Source organism: Methanobrevibacter filiformis, assembly GCF_001639265.1.
GTDB lineage: Archaea > Methanobacteriota > Methanobacteria > Methanobacteriales > Methanobacteriaceae > Methanacia > Methanacia filiformis.
In genome coordinates this window covers 1-22,740 of record NZ_LWMT01000234.1, presented here as the reverse complement: position 1 = coordinate 22,740, position 22,740 = coordinate 1, and the positions used below count along the sequence as shown (strand labels likewise).

The 22,740-nt window shown below is 28.9% G+C and carries 1 protein-coding gene; it reads left to right on the top strand.

Going from position 1 to position 22,740, the window contains the following annotated elements:
• Positions 1-330 precede the first annotated feature (330 nt).
• The gene (locus MBFIL_RS06310; protein ID WP_066972667.1) at positions 331-22,173 is read left to right on the top strand and encodes a DUF11 domain-containing protein; all 21,843 of its coding nucleotides are present in this window, start codon (positions 331-333) and stop codon (positions 22,171-22,173) included.
• Positions 22,174-22,740 lie beyond the last annotated feature (567 nt).

Genomic DNA, 22,740 nt, shown 5'->3' with positions numbered 1-22,740 from the left:
TACTAGACATTTAAATTTTATTTTGAGCTTAAACATTTTATTGTTTATTTTGTTTTTAGGGGTACATGGAACTATTATTTTACACTACTTTTCTTAGTTTTTTAATGAAACATTATTTTACTTTTCAATGAATTTTATTAATATTGCTTATTAGTATTAATAGAAACATTTATAAATAATAAAAACAATACATGATATATAAAACTATTAATTATATTGAACTTATAAGATAATTATACTTTATTTAAACATTAAAAAAACATTTTATTTATTTAATACGTATTTAATTTAACTTATTTTTTTAAAACAAGTATAAATTGAGGGATTAACTTGAAAATTAACCATTATAACTATAATAATGTGAATAATCTGAATGATTATTCTAATGATAAAGATACGCACTCTAAATTTAGTAACTTGACTGAAAAAAGTATTACTGTTAGTGAAAACCATGAAGATAATATATTCAAATGCTTTATGGTATCTTTAATGAATATCATGTTAATTTTGCTTAGTTCAATCCCTCGCGAACTTAAAAAAACTATAATTAATAATATAACTGATGTAAATACTAGTAAACTCAATTTTAATAAAATAACTATTATATTATCCCTAATAGCTATTTTATTTATCACTATTTCATCTGTTAGTGCTGCTGATGTTACCATTAGTACTACAAATGCTACTGGTATTAACGGAGCTGTAGCTCTAACTACTGCTACTGGCACTAATCATACAATAACACTTAATCCAGGAACATATAATAAAACTACAGATATTAGAAGTAACATTACAACAAGTAGAAATATCACAATACAAGGTAATGGGACAAGAAACTTAATAATAATAGATGCGAGAAAACTTGGCAACATCTTTAATATCACAGGCACAAGGAGTAATATAACATTTAAAAACTTAACATTTATAAATAGTGATGATACTATACACAGTTCTAATTCTACGATAACAATAATAAATTGTAATTTCACAAATAATAATAATGATGGATTTGGTGGTGTTATTTATAATGTTAATGGTTCTAATTGTAGTGTGATTAATTCTAGTTTCACAAATAATAATAATATTGGACTTAGTGGACTTAGTGGTGTTATTCATAATGTTAATGGTTCTAATTTTAGTGTGATTAATTCTAGTTTCACAAATAATAATGAAACTATACACAGTTATAATTCTACGATAACAATAATAAATTGTAATTTCACAAATAATACTGTTACTTATAATCATGGTGGTGGTGCTATTTATAATAATGCTAGTAATTGTAGTGTGAATAATTCTAGCTTTACTGGTAATAATGCTCGTATTGGTGGTGGTGCTATTCATAATAATGCTGGTAATTGTAGTGTGAGTAATTCTAGTTTCAATGATAATAATGATATTAGTCTGGGTGGTGCTATTTCTAATACTGGTGGTGGTAATTTTAGTGTGAGTAATTCTAGTTTCAATGATAATAATGTTCTCATTATGGGTGGTGGTGGTGCTATTTATAATTCTGGTAATTTTAATGTGAGTAATTCTAGTTTCACAAATAATAATGCTATTACGATTGGTAGTCGTGGTGGTGCTATTTATAATAATGCTGGTGGTAATTTTAGTGTGAGTAATTCTACTTTCACTAGTAATAATGCTAATCAGAGTGGTGGTGCTATTTATAGTGTTGATGGTAATTTTAGTGTGAGTAATTCTACTTTCACTGGTAATAATGCTAGTAGTGGTGGTGCTATTTCTGGTGGTGGTAATGTGAGTGATTCTATTTTCACTGGTAATAATGCTAGTAGTGGTGGTGCTATTTCTGGTGGTGGTAATGTGAGTGATTCTATTTTCACTGGTAATAATGCTAGTAGTGGTGGTGCTATTTCTGGTGGTGGTAATGTGATTAATTCTACTTTCACCAGTAATAATGCATCTTATTATGGTGGTGCTATTTCTGGTGGTGGTAATGTGAGTGATTCTATTTTCACTGGTAATAATGCTAGTAGTGGTGGTGCTATTTATAAATCTGATAATTCTAATTATAGTGTGATTAATTCTAATTTTACTGGTAATAATGCTAGTAGCAATGGTAGTGCTATTTATATTGGCAGTACTGCTAACGTTAATTTTAATGTGAGTGATTCTATTTTCACTGGTAATAATGCTAATGGTAGTGGTGGTGCTATTTATATTAATAATAAATATTATAATGCTAATTTTACTGTGAATGATTCTAAATTCTTTAATAATACTCTTGTGGCTATTTATACATTGAATAATCGGACTTTTATTAATAATAATTTATTCAGTGGTAATGTTGTTGTTTTAGGAATTGGTTTTAATGATTCAACTATTAATTTAAATAGCTATCTAATGAGTAATAATACTATAATTAATAATGATATTATTTTACTTGTTGATGGTTCTGGAAATAATATTTCTAATGGTTCAATCATTGGAAATAATAACTCAAGGGGAATATTTGTAAATGGACACAATAACACTTTCTCTAACATTACAATAGCTAATTTAAAAGTTGGTTTCACTTTTAATACAACTAACAGTGGTAATATACTAAGTAATGCTACATTTTATGGTAATGAAATTGGTATATCTATGTTAGGTTCTAATGATACTGTTATGAGTTCAACTATAATTAATAATACTATTATTGGTATTAATATCACAGGAGACAATAATATTGTTCAATATAATCGTATTTATAATAATACTTTAGGACTTAATAATTCTGGTACTAATCTTAATGCTAACTTTAATTGGTGGGGATTAAATGATATTACTGGTCAGTATGCAAATAGTGGTGCTAATTTCAACTTAACATATTGGTATGTTCTTGAACTATCATTAAATAATACATTTTACACAACTACAAATGATACAAGAAATTACAGTAAAAATCAAAATGCTAACCTAAGCTACAATTTATCACTTAATATTCCAGTAACCAACACTCCAAACTTACTTCCATACTTTGAAGTAAGCATATTAATTAAAAACAGCACAACAATTGTTAACAATTTAACTGGAGACATTAGAAATACTAGCTTAATCCAATCTGTAGCAATAAACAATCCTAACACAGAGTATTCAATTAATGCACTATCTGACAATGAAAACCTTATTTTAACCATTGTTGCTGAAACTATTAATTATACAGTTAATGTAAGTGTTTTAAAAGTTGCAAATGTAAGTGGAGACGTTCACGTTGGAGACAATGTAACATACACAATAACTGTAACTAACAATGAAATATTAAATAATGCAACAGGAGTCTTTGTAGAAGATCTAATTAACTACAACAAAGTACAATATCTCAACTCAAACACAAACAAAGGAACATACAACTATGGCACTGGAATATGGGATATTGGAACACTAGAAACTGGAGAAACAGTAACATTAACCGTAAATGTAACTATAACTGGGACTGGAATCATAAATAACACAGCAATAGTCGCAACAGATGAAAACAACACTAACAACAACACCACAAGCTCAGTAATACTTAACATAACTGATGTGAATGTATCCATAATTAAAATAGCTAACACAACAGCAACACAATACATTGGAGACAGTATAACATACACAATCACTGTAAACAATAATGCTACATCAAATGCCACTGGAGTTTATGTAATTGATAATTTAGATTACACTAAATTAAAATTCAACTCTGTAAACCCATCAACTGGAACATATAACAATACTACTGGAATTTGGACAATTGGAAATCTTAATCAAGGTCAAACAGCAACACTAACAATAAACGTAACCATAATAAACAATGGAACAATCAAAAACACAGCAAACATAACCACAGACCAAAAAAACATAGCTATAAACGGAAGTAACTGGACATTCCAAGCATTCAGTGGTCAAGATGTCTATGTCAATGCAACAGGAGGATTGGACAGCAACAGCGGTGCAGACTGGACTGATGCATTACAATCCATAGAAAGAGCATTAGAAATAGTACAAAACAACGGAACAATACACATAGCAGGAAACAACTACAACAACAGTAATGGAATAGAAAGAAACAACACAAATTTAACTATAAATAAAAACATAACTCTCCTTGGTTATACAGTATTAAGTGGAGAAGTGATAATAGATGCATTAAATAATGGAAGAATATTCCTTATTAATAATGGTTTGAATGTTACATTAATTAATTTAACTTTTGCAAATGGTAACCTCACTGGCACTAATAATAATGGTGGAGCTATTTATAATAATGCTTCTAAAATCACAATAACAGGTTCTAAATTCATAAACAACACTGCTGAAATTGGTGGTGCTATTTACAACAATAATGGAACTATTTCCCTTATAAGTGAAAATACTAGTTTTATTAATAATACTGCTATTTCTGGTGGTGGTGCTATATATGCTAGTGCCAATAATAATGTAACATTTATTAACTGTATATTCTCAAATAATAATGTGACTAATACCACAGGTAATGTTGCAGGTGGTGCTATTTATAGTAATGGAAATTTAAATATTATTAACTCTACATTTACAAACAATAGTGTAAATATTAACACTCTAATTCTTTCTACAGATTCAGAGGCTTATGGTGGTGCTATTTATAATTATGGTTCTAATTTCATAATAACTAATTCTACATTTACGGATAATAAAGCAAACAGTTATTCTTCTAGTTATTACGCTTATAGTTGTGGTGGTGCTATTTATAATAATGGTTCTAATTTCATAATAACTAATTCTACATTTACAAATAATGAAGCAAACAGTCAGTCTTCTAGTTATTCCTCTTATAGCTATGGAGGAACTATATATAACACTGGCGTTAATTTTACTATAAATAACTCTACATTTACAAATAATAATGTAATATCTGCTTCTAATTATTTAAGGGGCGATGGTGGTGCTATTTATAATATGAATGCTTCTAATTTCACTGTAGTGAATTCTAGCTTTTTGTATAATAATGGTATTTTTGGTGGTGCTATTTATAATTGGAATACTAATTGGAGTGTGAGTAATTCTAGTTTTATTGGTAATAATGGTAGTTCTGATGGTGCTATTTATAATGTTTATGGTAATTTGAATGTGAGTAATTCTAGTTTTATTGGTAATAATGGTAGTTCTGGTGGTGCTATTGATAATGTTGGTGGTAATTTGAGTGTGAGTAATTCTAGTTTTATTAATAATACTGCAACTAGTTCTGGTGGTGCTATTGATAATAGTTTTGGTAATTTGAATGTGTCTAATTCTAGTTTTATTGGTAATAATGGTAGTTCTGGTGGTGCTATTTATAATGGGGCTAATTTGAGTGTGAGTAATTCTAGTTTCGCTGGTAATAATGCTGGTTATGGTGGTGCTATTTATAATGGTAATGGTAATTTTAGTGTGAGTAATTCTAGTTTTATTGGTAATAATGGTAGTTTTGGTGGTGCTATTTATAATGGTGATAATTTTAGTGTGAGTAATTCTAGTTTTATTGGTAATAATGGTAGTTGGTCTGGTGCTATTTATAATAGTTATGGTAATTTTAGTGTGAGTAATTCTAGTTTTAGTGGTAATAATGGTAGTTCTAGTGGTGCTATTTATAATGGGGCTAATTTGAGTGTGATTAATTCTACTTTCACTAATAATAATGATAGTTATCGTGGTGCTATTTATAATGGGGCTAATTTGAGTGTGGGTAATTCTAGTTTTATTGGTAATAATGGTAGTTCTAGTGGTGCTATTTATAATGGTGGTAATTTGAGTGTGGGTAATTCTAGTTTTATTGGTAATAATGGTAGTTCTGGTGGTGCTATTTATAATGGTGGTAATTTGAGTGTGGGTAATTCTAGTTTTATTGGTAATGATGCTAGTTTTGGTGGTGCTATTTATAATGGTGGTAATTTGAGTGTGGGTAATTCTAGTTTTATTGGTAATAATGCTAGTAGTGGCGGGGTTATTTATAATAATGCTAATTTGACTGTGAATACTTCTGTATTTTCTAACAATACTCATATGGCTATTTATGCAAGGAATAATCAGACTTTTATTAATAATAATTCATTTGATGGGAATAATGGTGTTTTAGGAATTGGTTTTAGTAATTCAATTATTAATTTAAATAGCTATTTACTAAGTAATAATACTATAATTAATAATGATATTGTTTTGCTTGTTGATGGTTCTAGGAATAATATTTCTAATGGTTCCATTAATGGAAATAATAACTCAAGAGGAATTTTTGTAAATGGTCATAATAACACTTTCTCTAACATTACAATAGCTAATTTAAAAGTTGGTTTGACTTTTAATACAACTAACAGTGGTAATATATTAACTAATGCTACAATTAGGAGTAATGAAATTGGTATATTGATATTGGGTTCTAATGATACTGTTATGAGTTCAACTATAATTAATAATACTATTATTGGTATTAATGTCACTGGAAATAGTAATATTGTTAAGTATAATCGTATTTATAATAATACTTTGGGACTTAATAATTCTGGTAATAATACTAATGTTAACTTTAATTGGTGGGGGTTAAACAATATTACTGCTCAGTATACAAATAGTGGTGCTGACTTTGACTTGACATATTGGTATGTCCTTGAACTTTCCCTAAATAATACATTTTACACAACTGCAAATGATACAAGAAATTACAGTAAAAATCAAAGTGCTAACTTAAGCTATAATTTATCACTTAATATTCCAGTAACCAATACTCCAAACTTACTTCCTTACTTCGAAGTAACAGTATTAATTAAAAACAGCACAAGTGTTGTTAACAATTTAACTGGAGATATTAGAAATACTAGTTTAAGTCGATCTGTAGTCATAAACAGTCCTAATACTCAATATTCAATTAATGCGTTATCTGATAGGGAAAACCTTATTTTAACCATTGTTGGTGAGGCTATTGATTATACAGTTAATGTAAGTGTTTTAAAAGTTGCAAATGTAAGTGGAGGCATTCACGTTGGAGACAATGTAACCTACACAATAACTGTAACTAATCATGGAACATTAAATAATGCAACAGGAGCCTTTGTAGAAGATCTAATTAACTACAACAAAGTACAATACCTTAACTCAAACACAAATAAAGGAACATATAACTATGGCACTGGAATATGGGAGATTGGAACACTAGAAACTGGAGAAACAGTAACATTAACTGTAAATGTAACCATAACTGGAACTGGAATTTTAAATAACACAGCAATAGTTGCAGCAGATGAAAATAACACTAACAACAACACTACAAGCACAGTAATACTCAATATAACTGATGTAAACGTATCTATAATTAAAATAGCTAACACAACAGCAACACAATACATTGGAGACAATATAACATACACAATCACTGTAAACAATAATGCAACATCAAATGCCACTGGAGTTTATGTAATTGATAATTTAGATTACACTAAACTAAAATTCAACTCTGCAAATCCATCAACTGGAACATATAACAATACTACTGGAATTTGGACAATTGGAAATCTTAATCAAGGTCAAACAGCAACACTAACAATAAATGTAACCATAATAAACACTGGAACAATTAAAAACACAGCAAACATAACTACAGACCAAAAAAACATAGCTATAAATGGAAGTAGCTATACATTCCAAGCCTTCAACGGTCAAAATGTCTATGTCAATGCAACAGGAGGACTAGACAACAACACTGGTGAAAACTGGACTGACGCACTACAATCCATACAAAGAGCATTAGAAATAGTACAAAACAACGGAACAATACACATAGCAGGAAACAACTACAACAACAGTAATGGTATAGTCAGAAACAACACAAATTTAACTATAAATAAAAATATAACTCTTCTTGGTTATACAATATTAAGTGGAGAAGTAATAATAAATGCACTAAACAATGGAAGAATATTTAATATAACTAGTGGATTAAATGTAAGTTTTATTAATATTACATTTGCAAATGGTAATTTAATTGAAACACGTACTAATGGTAGTGGATTGTATATAAGTACAAATGGTGTAATTTCTATAATTAATTCTAAATTCATAAATAATAGGGCTAGTAATAATGATGGTGCTAGTAATACTGGTGGTGCTATTTATAATAATGGTTCTAATCTTCGCGTGATTAACTCTACTTTCACTAGTAATAGTGTTTGTGCTATTGATAATCATTATGGTTCTAATCTTCGCGTGATTAACTCTACTTTCACTAGTAATAGTGGTTCTGCTATTTACAATAATGGTTCTAATCTTAGTGTGATTAACTCTACTTTCACTGGCAATACTGCTAGTAGTGGTTCTGCTATTCTTAATCTTGGTTCTAATTTTAGTGTGATTAATTCTACTTTCACTGGCAATACTGCTATTAATTATGGTAGTGCTATTTATAATGAGGGTTCTAATTTTAGTGTGATTAATTCTACTTTCACTGGCAATAACGTTAGTACTATGGGTGTTGCTACTATTTATAATTCTGGTTCTAATTTTAGTGTGATTAATTCTACTTTCACTGGCAATAATGGTGCTATTGCTAATGGTGGTTCTAATTTTAGTGTGATTAATTCTACTTTCACTGGCAATAATGCTCGTAATAATGGTGGTGCTATTTATAATTTAAATTCTGTTGTTAATTTTAGTGTGATTAACTCTACTTTCACTGGCAATACTGCTAGTAATAATGGTGGTGCTATTTGTAATTCTGGTGTTAATTTTAGTGTGATTAACTCTACTTTCACTGGCAATACTGCTATTAATTATGGTGGTGCTATTTATAATTGGCATGGTTCTAATGTTAGTGTGAATAATTCTAATTTCTTTAATAATACTTGTGTGGCTATTTATACATTGAATAATTTGACTTTTATTAATAATAGTTCATTTGATGGTAATGGTGGTGTTTTAGGAATTGGTTTTAATAATTCAATTATTGATTTAAATAGCTATTTGCTAAGTAATAATACTATAATTAATAATGATATTGTTTTACTTGTTAATGGTTCTGGGAATAATATTTCTAATGGTTCTATCATTGGAAATAATAACTCAAGGGGAATATTTGTAAATGGTCATAATAACACTTTCTCTAATATTACAATAGCTAATTTAAAAGTTGGTTTGACTTTTAATACAACTAACAGTGGTAATATACTAACTAATGCTACAATTAGTGGTAATGAAATTGGTATATTGATCTTGGGTTCTAATGATACTGTTATGAGTTCAACTATAATTAATAATACTATTGTTGGTATTAATATCACAGGAAATAATAATATTGTTCAGTATAATCGTGTTTATAATAATACTTTGGGGCTTAATAATTCTGGTACTTATACTAATGTTAACTTTAATTGGTGGGGGTTAAATAATATTACTACTCAGTATACAAATAGTGGTGCTGATTTTAACTTGACATATTGGTATGTCCTTGAACTTTCCCTAAATAATACATTTTACACAACTGCAAATGATACAAGAAATTACAGTAAAAATCAAAGTGCTAACTTAAGCTATAATTTATCACTTAATATTCCAGTAACCAATACTCCAAACTTACTTCCTTACTTTGAAGTAACCATATTAATTAAAAACAGTACAAGTATTGTTAACAATTTAACTGGAGATATTAGAAATACTAGTTTAAGCCAATCTGTAGCAATAAACAATCCTAATACTCAATATTCAATTAATGCATTATCTGATAGGGAAAACCTTATTTTAACCATTGTTGGTGAAGTTGCTAATTATACAGTTAATGTTAATGTTTTAAAAGTTGCAAATGTAAGTGGAGATATTCATGTTGGAGACAATGTAACCTACACAATAACTGTAACCAACAATGAAATATTAAACAATGCAACAGGAGTCTTTGTAGAAGATATAATTAACTACAACAAAGTACAATATCTCAACTCAAACGCAAACAAAGGAATATATAACTATGGCACTGGAATATGGGATATTGGAACATTAGAAGCAGGAGAAACAGTAACATTAACTGTCAATGTGACTATAACTGGAACAGGAATTTTAAATAACACTGCAATAGTCGCAACAGATGAAAATAACACAAGTAACAACACTACAAGCACAGTAATACTAAATATAACTGATGTAGATATATCAATAGTTAAAATAGCTAATACAACAGGAACTGTGAGAATTGGAGATAATATAACTTACATAATTACTGTAACAAATAATGGAGAAAGCACTGGAACAGGAATTTATGTAACTGATATGTTGGATAGTAATAAAGTGAAATTTATAAGTGCAATTGCATCTATTGGAACATACAACAATACAACAGGAAATTGGACAATTGGCAACCTACTTCCAGGACAATCTGTAATACTAACAATTAATGTAACAATAATAGGAAATAATTCAGTAACAAACACTGCAAATTTAACTACTGACCAAAAAAATATTAACAACCAGAATGAAAGCACAATAACAACTAACATATCTGATAATGTAAATATAACTGTTATTAAAGTATCTAACACCACAGGAACAGCAAACATTGGAGATACAATAAAATACACAATTACAATCACAAACAAAGGACTAACTAACGCAACAGGCATCTTTGTAACTGATAAATTGAATACTTCAATGTTAAGCTTTGTAAGTAGCAATGGATCTTACGATAATAACACAGGAATATGGACAATTGGTAATTTAAATACAGGCGAAACCGCCGTACTTACTATAATTGCTACCATTATTGGTAATGGAACACTTGTTAATATTGCGAACGTGACAGTGGATCAGAATAATACTGATGTTAATAATGGGACTGGTAATGCCACGGTTAATGTGACTAATTATGTTAATGTGAGTGTTGTTAAGGTTTCTAACACTACTGGTACTGTGAATATTGGAGATAATGTTGCTTATACCATTACTGTGACTAACTATGGTTCTAGTAATGCTACTGGTGTATTTGTAACTGATAAGTTGAATAGTAATATGTTGAGCTTTGTAGGTAGTAGTTCTAATCGTGGAAGTTATAATAATAACACAGGTATATGGACTATAGGTAATTTAAATGCAGGTGGATCTGCTGTACTTACTATAATTGCTACTATTATTGGTAATGGAACAATTGTTAATATTGCAAATGTGACTGTGGATCAGAATAACACTGATATTAATAATAGTACAGGCAATAGTACTATTGATGTGACTAATTATGTTAATGTGAGTGTTGTTAAGGTTTCTAACACTACTGGTACTGTGAATATTGGTGATAATATTACTTATACTATTACTGTCACTAACTATGGTTCTAGTAATGCTACTGGTGTATTGGTAACTGATAAGTTGAATAGTGCTATGTTGAGTTTTGTAGGTAGTAGTGCTAATCGTGGAAGTTATAATAATAACACAGGTATATGGACTATAGGTAATTTAAATGCAGGTGAATCTGCCGTACTTAGTATAATTGCTACTATTATTGGTAATAGAACAATTGTTAATATTGCAAATGTGACTGTGGATCAGAATAATACAGATACACGTAATGGGACTGGTAATGCCACTGTTAATGTGACTAATTATGTCAATGTGAGTGTTGTTAAGGTTTCTAACACTACTGGTATGGCAAATATTGGTGATAATATTACTTATACTATTACTGTCACTAATTATGGTTCTAGTAATGCTACTGGTGTATTGGTAACTGATAAGTTGAATAGTGCTATGTTGAGTTTTGTAGGTAGTAGTGCTAATCGTGGATATTATGATAATAATACTGGTGTATGGACCATTGGTAATTTAAATGCAGGTGAATCTGCTGTACTTAGTATAATTGCTACTATTATTGGTAATGGAACACTTGTCAATGTTGCAAATGTGGCTGTGGATCAGAATAGTACTGGCGCTGGTAATGGAACTAGTAATAGTACTGTTATTGTGACTAATTATGTTAATGTGAGTGTTGTTAAAGTGTCTAACGCTACTGGTATGGTGAATATTGGTGATAATATTGTTTATACTATTACTGTCACTAACTATGGTTCTAGTAATGCTACTGGTGTATTGGTAACTGATAAGTTGAATAGTGCTATGTTGAGTTTTGTAGGTAGTAGTGCTGATCGTGGAAGTTATAATAGTAATACTGGTATTTGGACTATTGGTGGTCTTGGTGCTGGTGAAACTGCTACACTTAATATAACTGCCACAATTATTAGCAATGGAACACTTCTTAACATTGCGAATTTGACTATGGATCAAAATAATACTAACACTGGTAATGGAACTAGTAATAGTACTGTTATTGTGACTAATTACGTTAATGTGAGTGTTGTTAAAGTGTCTAACGCTACTGGTGCTGTAAATATTGGAGATAATATTACTTATACTATTACTGTGACTAATCATGGTACAGGTAATGCTACTGGTGTATTGGTAACTGATAAGTTGAATAGTGCTATGTTGAGTTTTGTAGGTAGTAGTGCTGATCGTGGAAGTTATAATAGTAATACTGGTATTTGGACTATTGGTGGTCTTGGTGCTGGTGAAACTGTTGTCTTGAATATAACTACCACTATTATTGGTAGAGGAACATTAACTAATACCGCAAATCTTATTGTTGATCAGAATAATACAGACAATGGTAATGGTACTGCTAATTCAACAATTAATATTAAATATGACACTAATCTTAGTGTTTCAATACCTGATGCTAAGGTAGGAGATACTGTTAATATTACTCTAAATTTAACTGATTCTGATGGTAAACCTGTAAATACTACTGCTAATGTCACTGTTGATGGGGTACTTTATCCAAATGTTGAATTTATTAATGGAATAGCTAAGGTTCCGTACATTATCACTGAAATTAAAAATAATATCACTGTTAATTTTGAGGGTAATGATAAATATAATCCTTCTAATGATACTGTTAGTGTTAATTTCACTAAAAAAGATGTTAATATTAATATCCATGTTCCTGATACTAAAATAGGACACAATACTACAGCAATCATCACTCTTAGAGATGTTGACGGTAAACCAATTTCTAATGCTTCAATTAAAGTAATATTAAATAATAAAGTTATAGGAACATTCATCACTGATAAAAATGGTCAAATCCATCCAATAATATCTGCTAATGGGAATAATATTCTTAAAGCTGAATTTAGTGGAAATAATGAATATAATTTTGCTGAAAAAATAATTAGCTTTAAAGGTAATTCTTCTAATAATACTAACAATACTAATAGTACTAATAATACTAATAATACTAACAATACGAATAGTACTAACAATACTAACAATAATAATACATCTATTAATAATTCTCACAAAGTTGTAGATTCTAATGTGGGCATGAAGAAAACAGGTCTTCCTTTAATGATTATTATAGTATTAATATGGGTAGTAAGTCTATTTGGATTAATTTCACTTAATAAATTAAAAAATAAGGATGGTTCTAAAATGAGTAATGTTAATATTAATAATAATTCTAAAAATAGTGTTTTTAAAATAGCTATTGTAATATCTTTAATAGCTATTTTATTTGTTAGTGTTTCATCTGTCAGTGCCGAGGATGTTACCATTGATACTACAAATGCTACTGGTATTAATGGAGCTGTAGCTCTAACTACTGCTACTGGCACTAATCATACAATAACACTTAATCCTGGAACATATAATAAAACAACTGATATTAAAAATAATATTACAACAAGTAGAAATCTCACAATACAGGGTAATGGGACAAGAGACTTAATAATAATAGATGCGAGAAAACTTGGTAACATATTTAATATCACAGGTCTAGGGAGTAATATAACATTTAAAAACTTAACATTTATAAATAGTAATAATAGTTCTATCAACAGTTCTAACTCTAGTATAACAATAATAAACTGTAATTTCACCAGTAATGATGATATTAATCAGGGTGGCACTATTTGTAATATTAATGGTAGTTTTAGTGTGAGTGATTCTAGTTTTAGTGGTAGTAATACTGGTAATGGTGGTGCTATTTATAATAATAAGGGTAATTTTAGCGTGACTAACTCTAGTTTTAGTGGTAATAATGCTAGGGCTGATGGTGGTGCTATTTATAATAATGGTGGTAATTTTAGTGTGAGTTATTCTAACTTCAGTAGTAATAATGCTACTCGTGGTGGTGCTATTAATAGTATTGGTGGTAATTTTAGTGTGAGTTATTCTAACTTCAGTAGTAATAATGCTCGTAATTATGGTGGTGCTATTTTTACTAGTAGTAGTAGTTTTAGTGTGTGTGATTCTAGTTTTAGTGGTAATAAGGCTGATACTTATGGTGGTGCTATTTCTAATTATGAGAATTGTACTGTGATTAATTCTAGTTTTAGTGGTAATAATGCTCCTAAGGGCGCTGCTATTTACATTTATAGTGTTAGTGCTAATTGTAGCGTGATTAATTCTAGTTTTAGTGGTAATAATGCTAGTAATGATGGTGGTGCTGTTTATAATTCTTATGGTAGTTTTAGTGTGAGTAATTCTACTATTTTTAGTGGTAATAATGCTAGTAGTGGTGGTGCTGTTTATAATTATTTTGGTAGTTTTAGTGTGAGTGATTCTAGTTTTAGTGGTAATAATGCTAGTAGTGGTGGTGGTGTTATTTATAATATTAATAGTAATTTTAGTGTGAGTGATTCTATTTTTAGTGATAATAAGGCTGGTACTTATGGTGGTGCTATTTCTAATTCTAATGGTAATTTTAGTGTGAGTGATTCTATTTTTAGTGGTAATAATGCTAGTAGTGGTGGTGTTATTTATAATTCTAATAGTAATTTTAGTGTGAGTGATTCTAGTTTTAGTGGTAATAATGCTAGTAGCAGTGGTGGTGTTATTTTTAATAATAATCTGTATAGTAGTTTTAGTGTGAGTGATTCTAGTTTTAGTGGTAATAATGCTAGTAGTGGTGGTGTTATTTATAATTCTTTTGGTAATTTTAGTGTGAGTGATTCTAACTTCACCACTAATAATGCTAGTAGTGGTGGTGCTGTTTATAATAGTGGTGGTTTTAGTGTGAGTAATTCTAGTTTTAGTGGTAATAATGCTACTTATGGTGGTGCTATTTATAATAGTGGAGGTAGTTTTAGTGTAAGTAATTCTAGTTTTACTAATAATAATGCTGGTGCTATTTATAATAATAATAGTGGTAATTTTAGTGTAAGTAATTCTAGTTTTACTAATAATAATGCTAGTGCTATTTATAATAATAATAGTAATTTTAGTGTAAGTAATTCTAGCTTCAATGGTAATACAGCTAGTGGTGGTGGTGCTATTTGTAGTAATGTTGGTAGTTTTAATGTGAGTAATTCTAGTTTTATTAATAATAATGCTAATGGTCAGGGTTCTAGTGGTGGTGCTATTTATAGTGTTGATGGTAGTTTTAGTGTGAGTAATTCTAGTTTTATTAATAATAATGCTAATGGTCAGTATGGTGCTGGTGGTGCTATTTATACTGGTGATAATTTTAATGTGAGTAATTCTAGCTTCAATGGCAATAATGCTTTTGATGGTGGTGCTATTTTTACTGGTCGTAATTTTAATGTGAGTAATTCTAGTTTCAGTGGTAATAATGCTACTTCTGGTGGTGCTATTTCTAATTATGATGGTGGTAATGTTAGTGTGAGTAATTCTAGTTTTACTAATAATACTGCTAGTAGTGGTGGTGCTATTTATAATTATGATGGTGTTACTCTTGCTGGTGGTATTTTTAGTGTGAGTAATTCTAGTTTTATTAATAATAATGCTAATGGTCAGTATGGTTCTGGTGGTGCTATTATTAATTACAATACTAATCGTGGTAATTTTAGTGTGAGTAATTCTAGTTTCAGTGGTAATAATGCTACTTATAGAGGTGGTGTTATTTACAATGTTGGTAATTTTAGTGTGAGTAATTCTAGTTTCAGTGGTAATAATGCCACTATTTATGGTGGTGCTATTTATAATTATGGTAATTTTAGTGTGAGTAATTCTAGTTTCAGTGGTAATAATGCTACTTATGGTACTATTTATAATAATGGAAATAACTTAACTGTTAATAGCTCTGTATTTTTTAATAATACTTATATGGCTATTTACACATTAAATAATCGGACTTTTATTAATAATAATTCATTTGATGGTAATGAGGGTGTTCTCGGAATTGGTTTTAATAATTCAACTATTGATTTAAATAGCTATTTAATGAGTAGTAATATTATAATTAATAATGATATTGTTTTCCTTGTTGATGGTTCTAGAAATAATATTTCTAGTGGTTCTATTATTGGAAATAACAACACAAGAGGAATATTTGTAAATGGACATAATAACACTTTCTCTAACATTACAATAGCTAATTTAAAAGTTGGTTTGACTTTTAATACAACTAACAGTGGCAATATATTAACTAATGCTACAATTAGTGGTAATGAGATTGGTATATTGATCTTGGGTTCTAATGATACTGTTATGAGTTCAACTATAATTAATAATACTATTACTGGTATTAACATCACAGGAAATAATAATATTGTTCAGTATAATCGTATCTATAATAATACTTTAGGACTTAACAATTCTGGTACTAATACTAATGTTAACTTTAATTGGTGGGGATTAAATAATGTTACTACTCAGTATACAAATAATGGTGCTAATTTCAACTTGACATATTGGTATGTCCTTGAACTTTCATTAAATAATACTTATTACACAACTACAAATAATACAAGAAATTACACTAAAAACCAAAGTGCTAATTTAACCTATAATTTATCACTTAATATTAATATAACTAATAATCCAAGTTCACTTCCATACTTTAATGTAACTGTCTTAGTTAAAAACAGTACGGATCTTGTTAACAATTTAACTGGAGATATTAGAACCACTAGTCTAACTGAAACTGTGATAATAAACGATCCTAATACAGAATATTCGATTAATGCATTATCTGATAGTGAAGATCTTATTTTAACTCTTCTTGGTCAGAATATTATTAATTATACAGTTAATGTGAGTGTTTTAAAAGTTGCAAATATTAGTGGAGATGTCCATGTTGGAGACAATGTAACCTACACTATAACTGTAACTAATCATGAAACATTAAATAATGCAACAGAAGTATTTGTAGAAGATACTATTGATTACAACAAAGTAAACTTCCTTAATTCAAGTGTAACTAAAGGAAATTATACTTATGGTGATGGAACATGGGATATAGGGGTTCTAGGACCAGGAGAAATAGTAACATTAACTGTCAATGTAACTATAATCGGGACTGGAGCTTTAAATAACACTGCAATAGTTGCAACAGATGAAAACAACACTAACAACAACACTACAAGTACTGTAATACTAAATATAATTGATGTAGATATATCCATAGTTAAAACAGCTAACACAACAGGAACAGTTCATATTGGAGACAATATAATTTACACAATTAATGTAACGAATATTGGAGAAACTTCTGGAACTGGAGTTTATGTAATTGACAATTTAGATTATAATAAAGTACAATACATTAATTCAAGTACAATTACTGGAACATATAATAACACTACTGGGAATTGGACAATTGGAAATCTTGCTCCAAATCAATCTGCAATACTAACAATCACTGTAAAAATAATAGGAAATAGCTCAGTAACCAACACTGCAAATATAATCACTGATCAAAGAAATATCAACCAAAATGAAAGTAGTGTAACACTTAACATATCAGAGGATGTTAATGTAAGTATAATTAAGGTATCTAACATTACAAATTTAACAAATTATTCAACAAATATCAGTGATACAGTAGAATACACAATCACAGTCACCAATAACGGATTAACTAATGCTACAGGAGTTTATGTAATAGATCAACTAAACAATGCAAGATTAAGCTTTGTAAGTAGTAATGGTAATGGAACTTATGATAATAATACTGGTATTTGGAATATCGGGACTCTTAATCCTGGTGAAACTGTTGTATTGAATATAATAGCTATTACGACTCGTGGTGGAGGATTAAGCAATGTTGCTAATTTAACTACTAATCAAACTAACACTAATATTGGTATTGCTAGTATATCCTTTTATGTGGTTTATAACACTAACATTAGTGGTTTAGTGTCTAATGGTAAGGTTGGAGATAATGTTAATCTTACTTTGACTTTAATTGATAGTTCTACGAATCTTGTTGACACTGTCGCTACTGTAATTGTGGATGATATATATTATTTTAATGTTACATTTGTTAATGGAATAGCTGAGGTTCCTTACAATATCACTGAAGTTAAAAATAATATTACTGTTGAGTTTGAAGGTAATGAGGACTTTAATCCTTCTAATGTGACTGTTAATGTTAATTTCACTAAGACTAATCTTAGTATTAATCTTAGTATTAATGGTAGTGTTCCTGTTGGTAAAGTTGGAGATAGTATTAACCTTACTTTGAATTTAACCGATGTTAATGGTAATCCTGTGAGTACTACTGCTAATTTAACTGTTGATGGTATTAATTATACTGATGTTGAGTTTATTGATGGAATAGCTAAGGTTCCCTACATTATTACTGAAGTTAAAAATAATCTTACTGTTGATTTTATTGAGAATTATAAGTATTATTCTACTAATAAAACTGTAGATGTTAATTTCACTAAAACTCCTATTATTTTCAACATTATAGCTCCAAATGCTGTTGTAGGAGATAAAATTCTTCTTAATCTGACTGCAACTGATGTTAATGGTAATCCTGTTAATACAACTGCTGATGTGATTATTGATGGTTATACATATTATGATACTGAGTTTGTTAATGGAATAGCTACTGTTCCTTATGAGATTGATTATGCTATGAATAATATTACTGGTGAATTTTTGGAAAATAATAAGTATTATGGTGATAATGGTACTTTTAGTGTGAATTTCACAAATAGTAATATTTATTGGAATATCACAGTTCCAAAGGCTACAATTGGAGATGATATACTTATCACTATTAACCTCACGGATGTTAATGGTACTCCTGTGAGTACTACTGCTAATGTAACCATTGATGGTGTGCTTTATCCTGATGTGGAGTTTTACAATGGAATAGCTGAACTTCCTTATTATGTTAATGAAACTAAGACTAATCTTACTTTTACATTTAGTGGTAATAATGAATATAATCCATTAAGCACAGTTGTAGATGTTAATTTCACCAATACAACTGATGTTAATCTCAGTGTCAATGCCCCTAATGGTAAGGTTGGAGATACTGTCAATATTACTCTTAATTTGACTGATAGGTATGATATTCCTGTTAATACTACCTCTGATGTAACTATTGGGGATGTATTCTATTCTAATGTTCAATTTGTTAATGGGATAGCTATTGTTCCTTATAATATTACTAGTGCTCAAAGTAACATAACTGTTATTTTTGAGACTAATGGAGTCTATAGTTCTGCAAGTAATACTACCAATGTTAACTTCACTAAAAACGATGTTAATCTAAATGTCACTGTTCCTGCAGGTAAGGTTGGGGATATTGTTAATGTTACTCTTAATTTAACTGATGTTAATGGCATTCCTGTTAATACTACCTCTGATGTAACTATTGATGGTAAAATTTATCGTGATGTTGATTTTGTTAATGGGATAGCTATTGTTCCTTATAATATTACTAATGCTTCCAGTAACATCACAGTTGTTTTTGATGGTAATGTGAAATATAGTTCTGCTAATGATACTGTTGGTGTTAATTTCACTAAGACTGATGTTAATTTAGGTGTTAGTGTTCCTGCTGGTAAGGTTGGGGATATTGTTAATGTTACTCTTAATTTAACTGATGTTAATGGTAATCCTGTGAACACTACTGCTAATTTAACTGTAGGTGGTGTTAACTATACTGATGTTGATTTTGTTAATGGAATAGCTATTATCTCTTACAATATTACTGATGCTCGAAATAATATCACTGCTGAGTTTGATGGTAATCTTAAATATAATTCTGCTAATGATACTGTTGGTGTTAATTTCACTAAGACTAATGTTAATATTACATTTAATCTTCCTGCTGGTAAGGTTGGAGACACTGTTCTTCTTAATCTTACTTTAACTGATGCTAATGGTAATCCTGTTAACACCACCTCTGATGTGGTTATTGATGGTCTTTATTATATGGATCTTAAATTTGTAAATGGAATAGCTGTTATTCCTTATACTATCAATAGTCTTAAAAATAATATTACTGTGGACTTTAAAGAGAATTATAAGTACTATGGTGCTGAAAACACTTCTGATGTGAATTTCACTAAGACTAATATTAATCTTAATGCCACTATTCCTGCTGCTAAGGTTGGAGATATAGTTAATATTACTTTAAATGCAACAGATCTTAATGGAACTCCTCTTAACACAATAGCTAATGTAACAATTGATGGTGTGCTTTGCCCTGTTGAATTTGTTAATGGAATAGCTATTATTTCTTATTATGTTGATAAGCCTTTGAATAATCTTACTATTGGATTTGTGGAAAATTATAAATATTATGGTGATAATGGCACGTTTAATGTGAATTTCACTAAGACTGATGTTGATTTGAATGTTAGTGTTCCTAAGGGTAACATTGGAGATACTGTTAATATTACTCTTAATTTAACCGATGTTGATGGTAATCCTGTAAATACCATTTCTAATGTAATTGTTGATGGTGTTCATTATGATAATGTTGAATTTGTTAATGGAATAGCTAAGGTTCCTTACAATGTCACATCTCTTAAAAATAATATTATTGTTGAATTCAGTGGTAATGATAAATATAATCCTGTAAATAAGAATGTTTATGTTAATTTCACTAAGACTGATGTTAATTTAAGTGTAAATGTTCCTAATGGTAATATTGGGGATAATATTAATATTACTCTTAATTTGACAGATGTTAAGGGTAATCCTCTGAACACAACTGCTAATATTACTATTGATGGTGTTCATTATAATAATGTTGACTTTGCTAATGGAATAGCTAAGGTTCCTTATAATATCACTGCTGTTAAAAGTAATATTTCTGTTGAATTCAGTGGTAATGATAAATATAGTCCATTAGATAAGAATATTGATGTTAATTTTACTAAGAAGACTCTTAATCTTGATGTTAATATTCCTAATGGTAATGTTGGAGATAGTATTAATATTACTCTTAATTTGACAGATGTTAAGGGTAATCCTGTGAATACAACTGCTAATATTACTATTGATGGTGTTTATTATAATAATGTTGACTTTGTTAATGGAATAGCTATTGTTCCTTACAATATCACTAAAGCTATAAATAAGATTGTTGTTGAATTTAGTGGTACTGATGAATATAGTTTTGTAAATAAGAGTGTTGATGTTAATTTCACTAAAAAGAATGTTAATATTGATATCAATGTTTTAAATACTAACGTTGGACGTAATACTACAGCAACTATCACTGTTACTGATGAAAATGGTAATCCAGTGACTAATGCTTCAATTAAAGTAAAATTAAATAATAAAGTTCTTGGAAACTTCATCACAGATGAAAATGGTCAAATACATATTTTAATACCTGTTAGCAAGAATAATGTTCTTGAAGCTATATTCAGTGGAGATAATCAACTCAATTCAGCTAAAAAATTGCTTGAATTTAAAGGTAATTCTTCTACTAATAACACTAACAAAACTAATAAAACAATCAATATTAATGTCAATATTCCTAGTGGTAAGGTTGGAGATAAGGTTAAAGCAACCATCACTGCTACTGATAGTGAGGGTAATCCAGTTCCTAATATTCCACTTAAATTGTTATTAAATGGTAAAGTTATTGGAACATTTATCACTGATAAAAATGGTCAAATACATCCTGTAATAAAAGTTGGAAAAACAAATGTTATAGGAATACACTTTATTGGAAATAGTCAATTTAATTCAAAAGTAATTGAATATAAATTCAATCCTTCTAACAATGGTAATAACACTGATAATACCAATAATACCAATAAAACTAACAACAATGATAATTCATCTATTTCTCATGTAGTTGCAGGTTCTAATATTGCAATGAAAAAAACAGGTCTTCCTTTAATAGCTATTATAATGTTAATATTGGGTCTATTTGGATCAATTTCACTTAATAAATCAAGGAATAAGAAGAAACAAGAGCAATTCTAAATAATAATAGTAATAATAAGAATTGTAACAATATTGATATTTTCAATTTTTTATTTTTCAAGTTAAAAACATATATTATTTCATATATAATATAGTCAAGCACGAAATTTTTGGCAATAATTATACTTTTTTATTTAGTTAATATGTCTTTATTTCTAATATAAATAATAAAATAAACTATTTGGAATTTATTAACATTAATAAAAGTATTTCTTATATTTAAATTGGTTTATTTTTGGAAATAGCTTTTGATCAAACTTTTTTTAAAAGTTTGAAATGTTTGTTTCATATTATTAAAAGCATAATTAATGCTTAAAATGGTTTATTTTTGGAAATAGCTTTTGTTCAAACTTTTTTTAAAAGTTTGAAATGTTTGTTTCATATTAATAAAAGCATTCCTTATACTTAGAATGGTTTATTTTTGGAAATAGCTTTTGATCCACAGCTGTTAAGTTAAGGATTTTTCATGTTAGATATGTAGTGTGTAATGTTGTGATGTTTTTTGTTTATATTCTTATTTTTCTTTTAGCATGTTTTTTATTCTTGATATTGTTAGTCTTGTGTGTC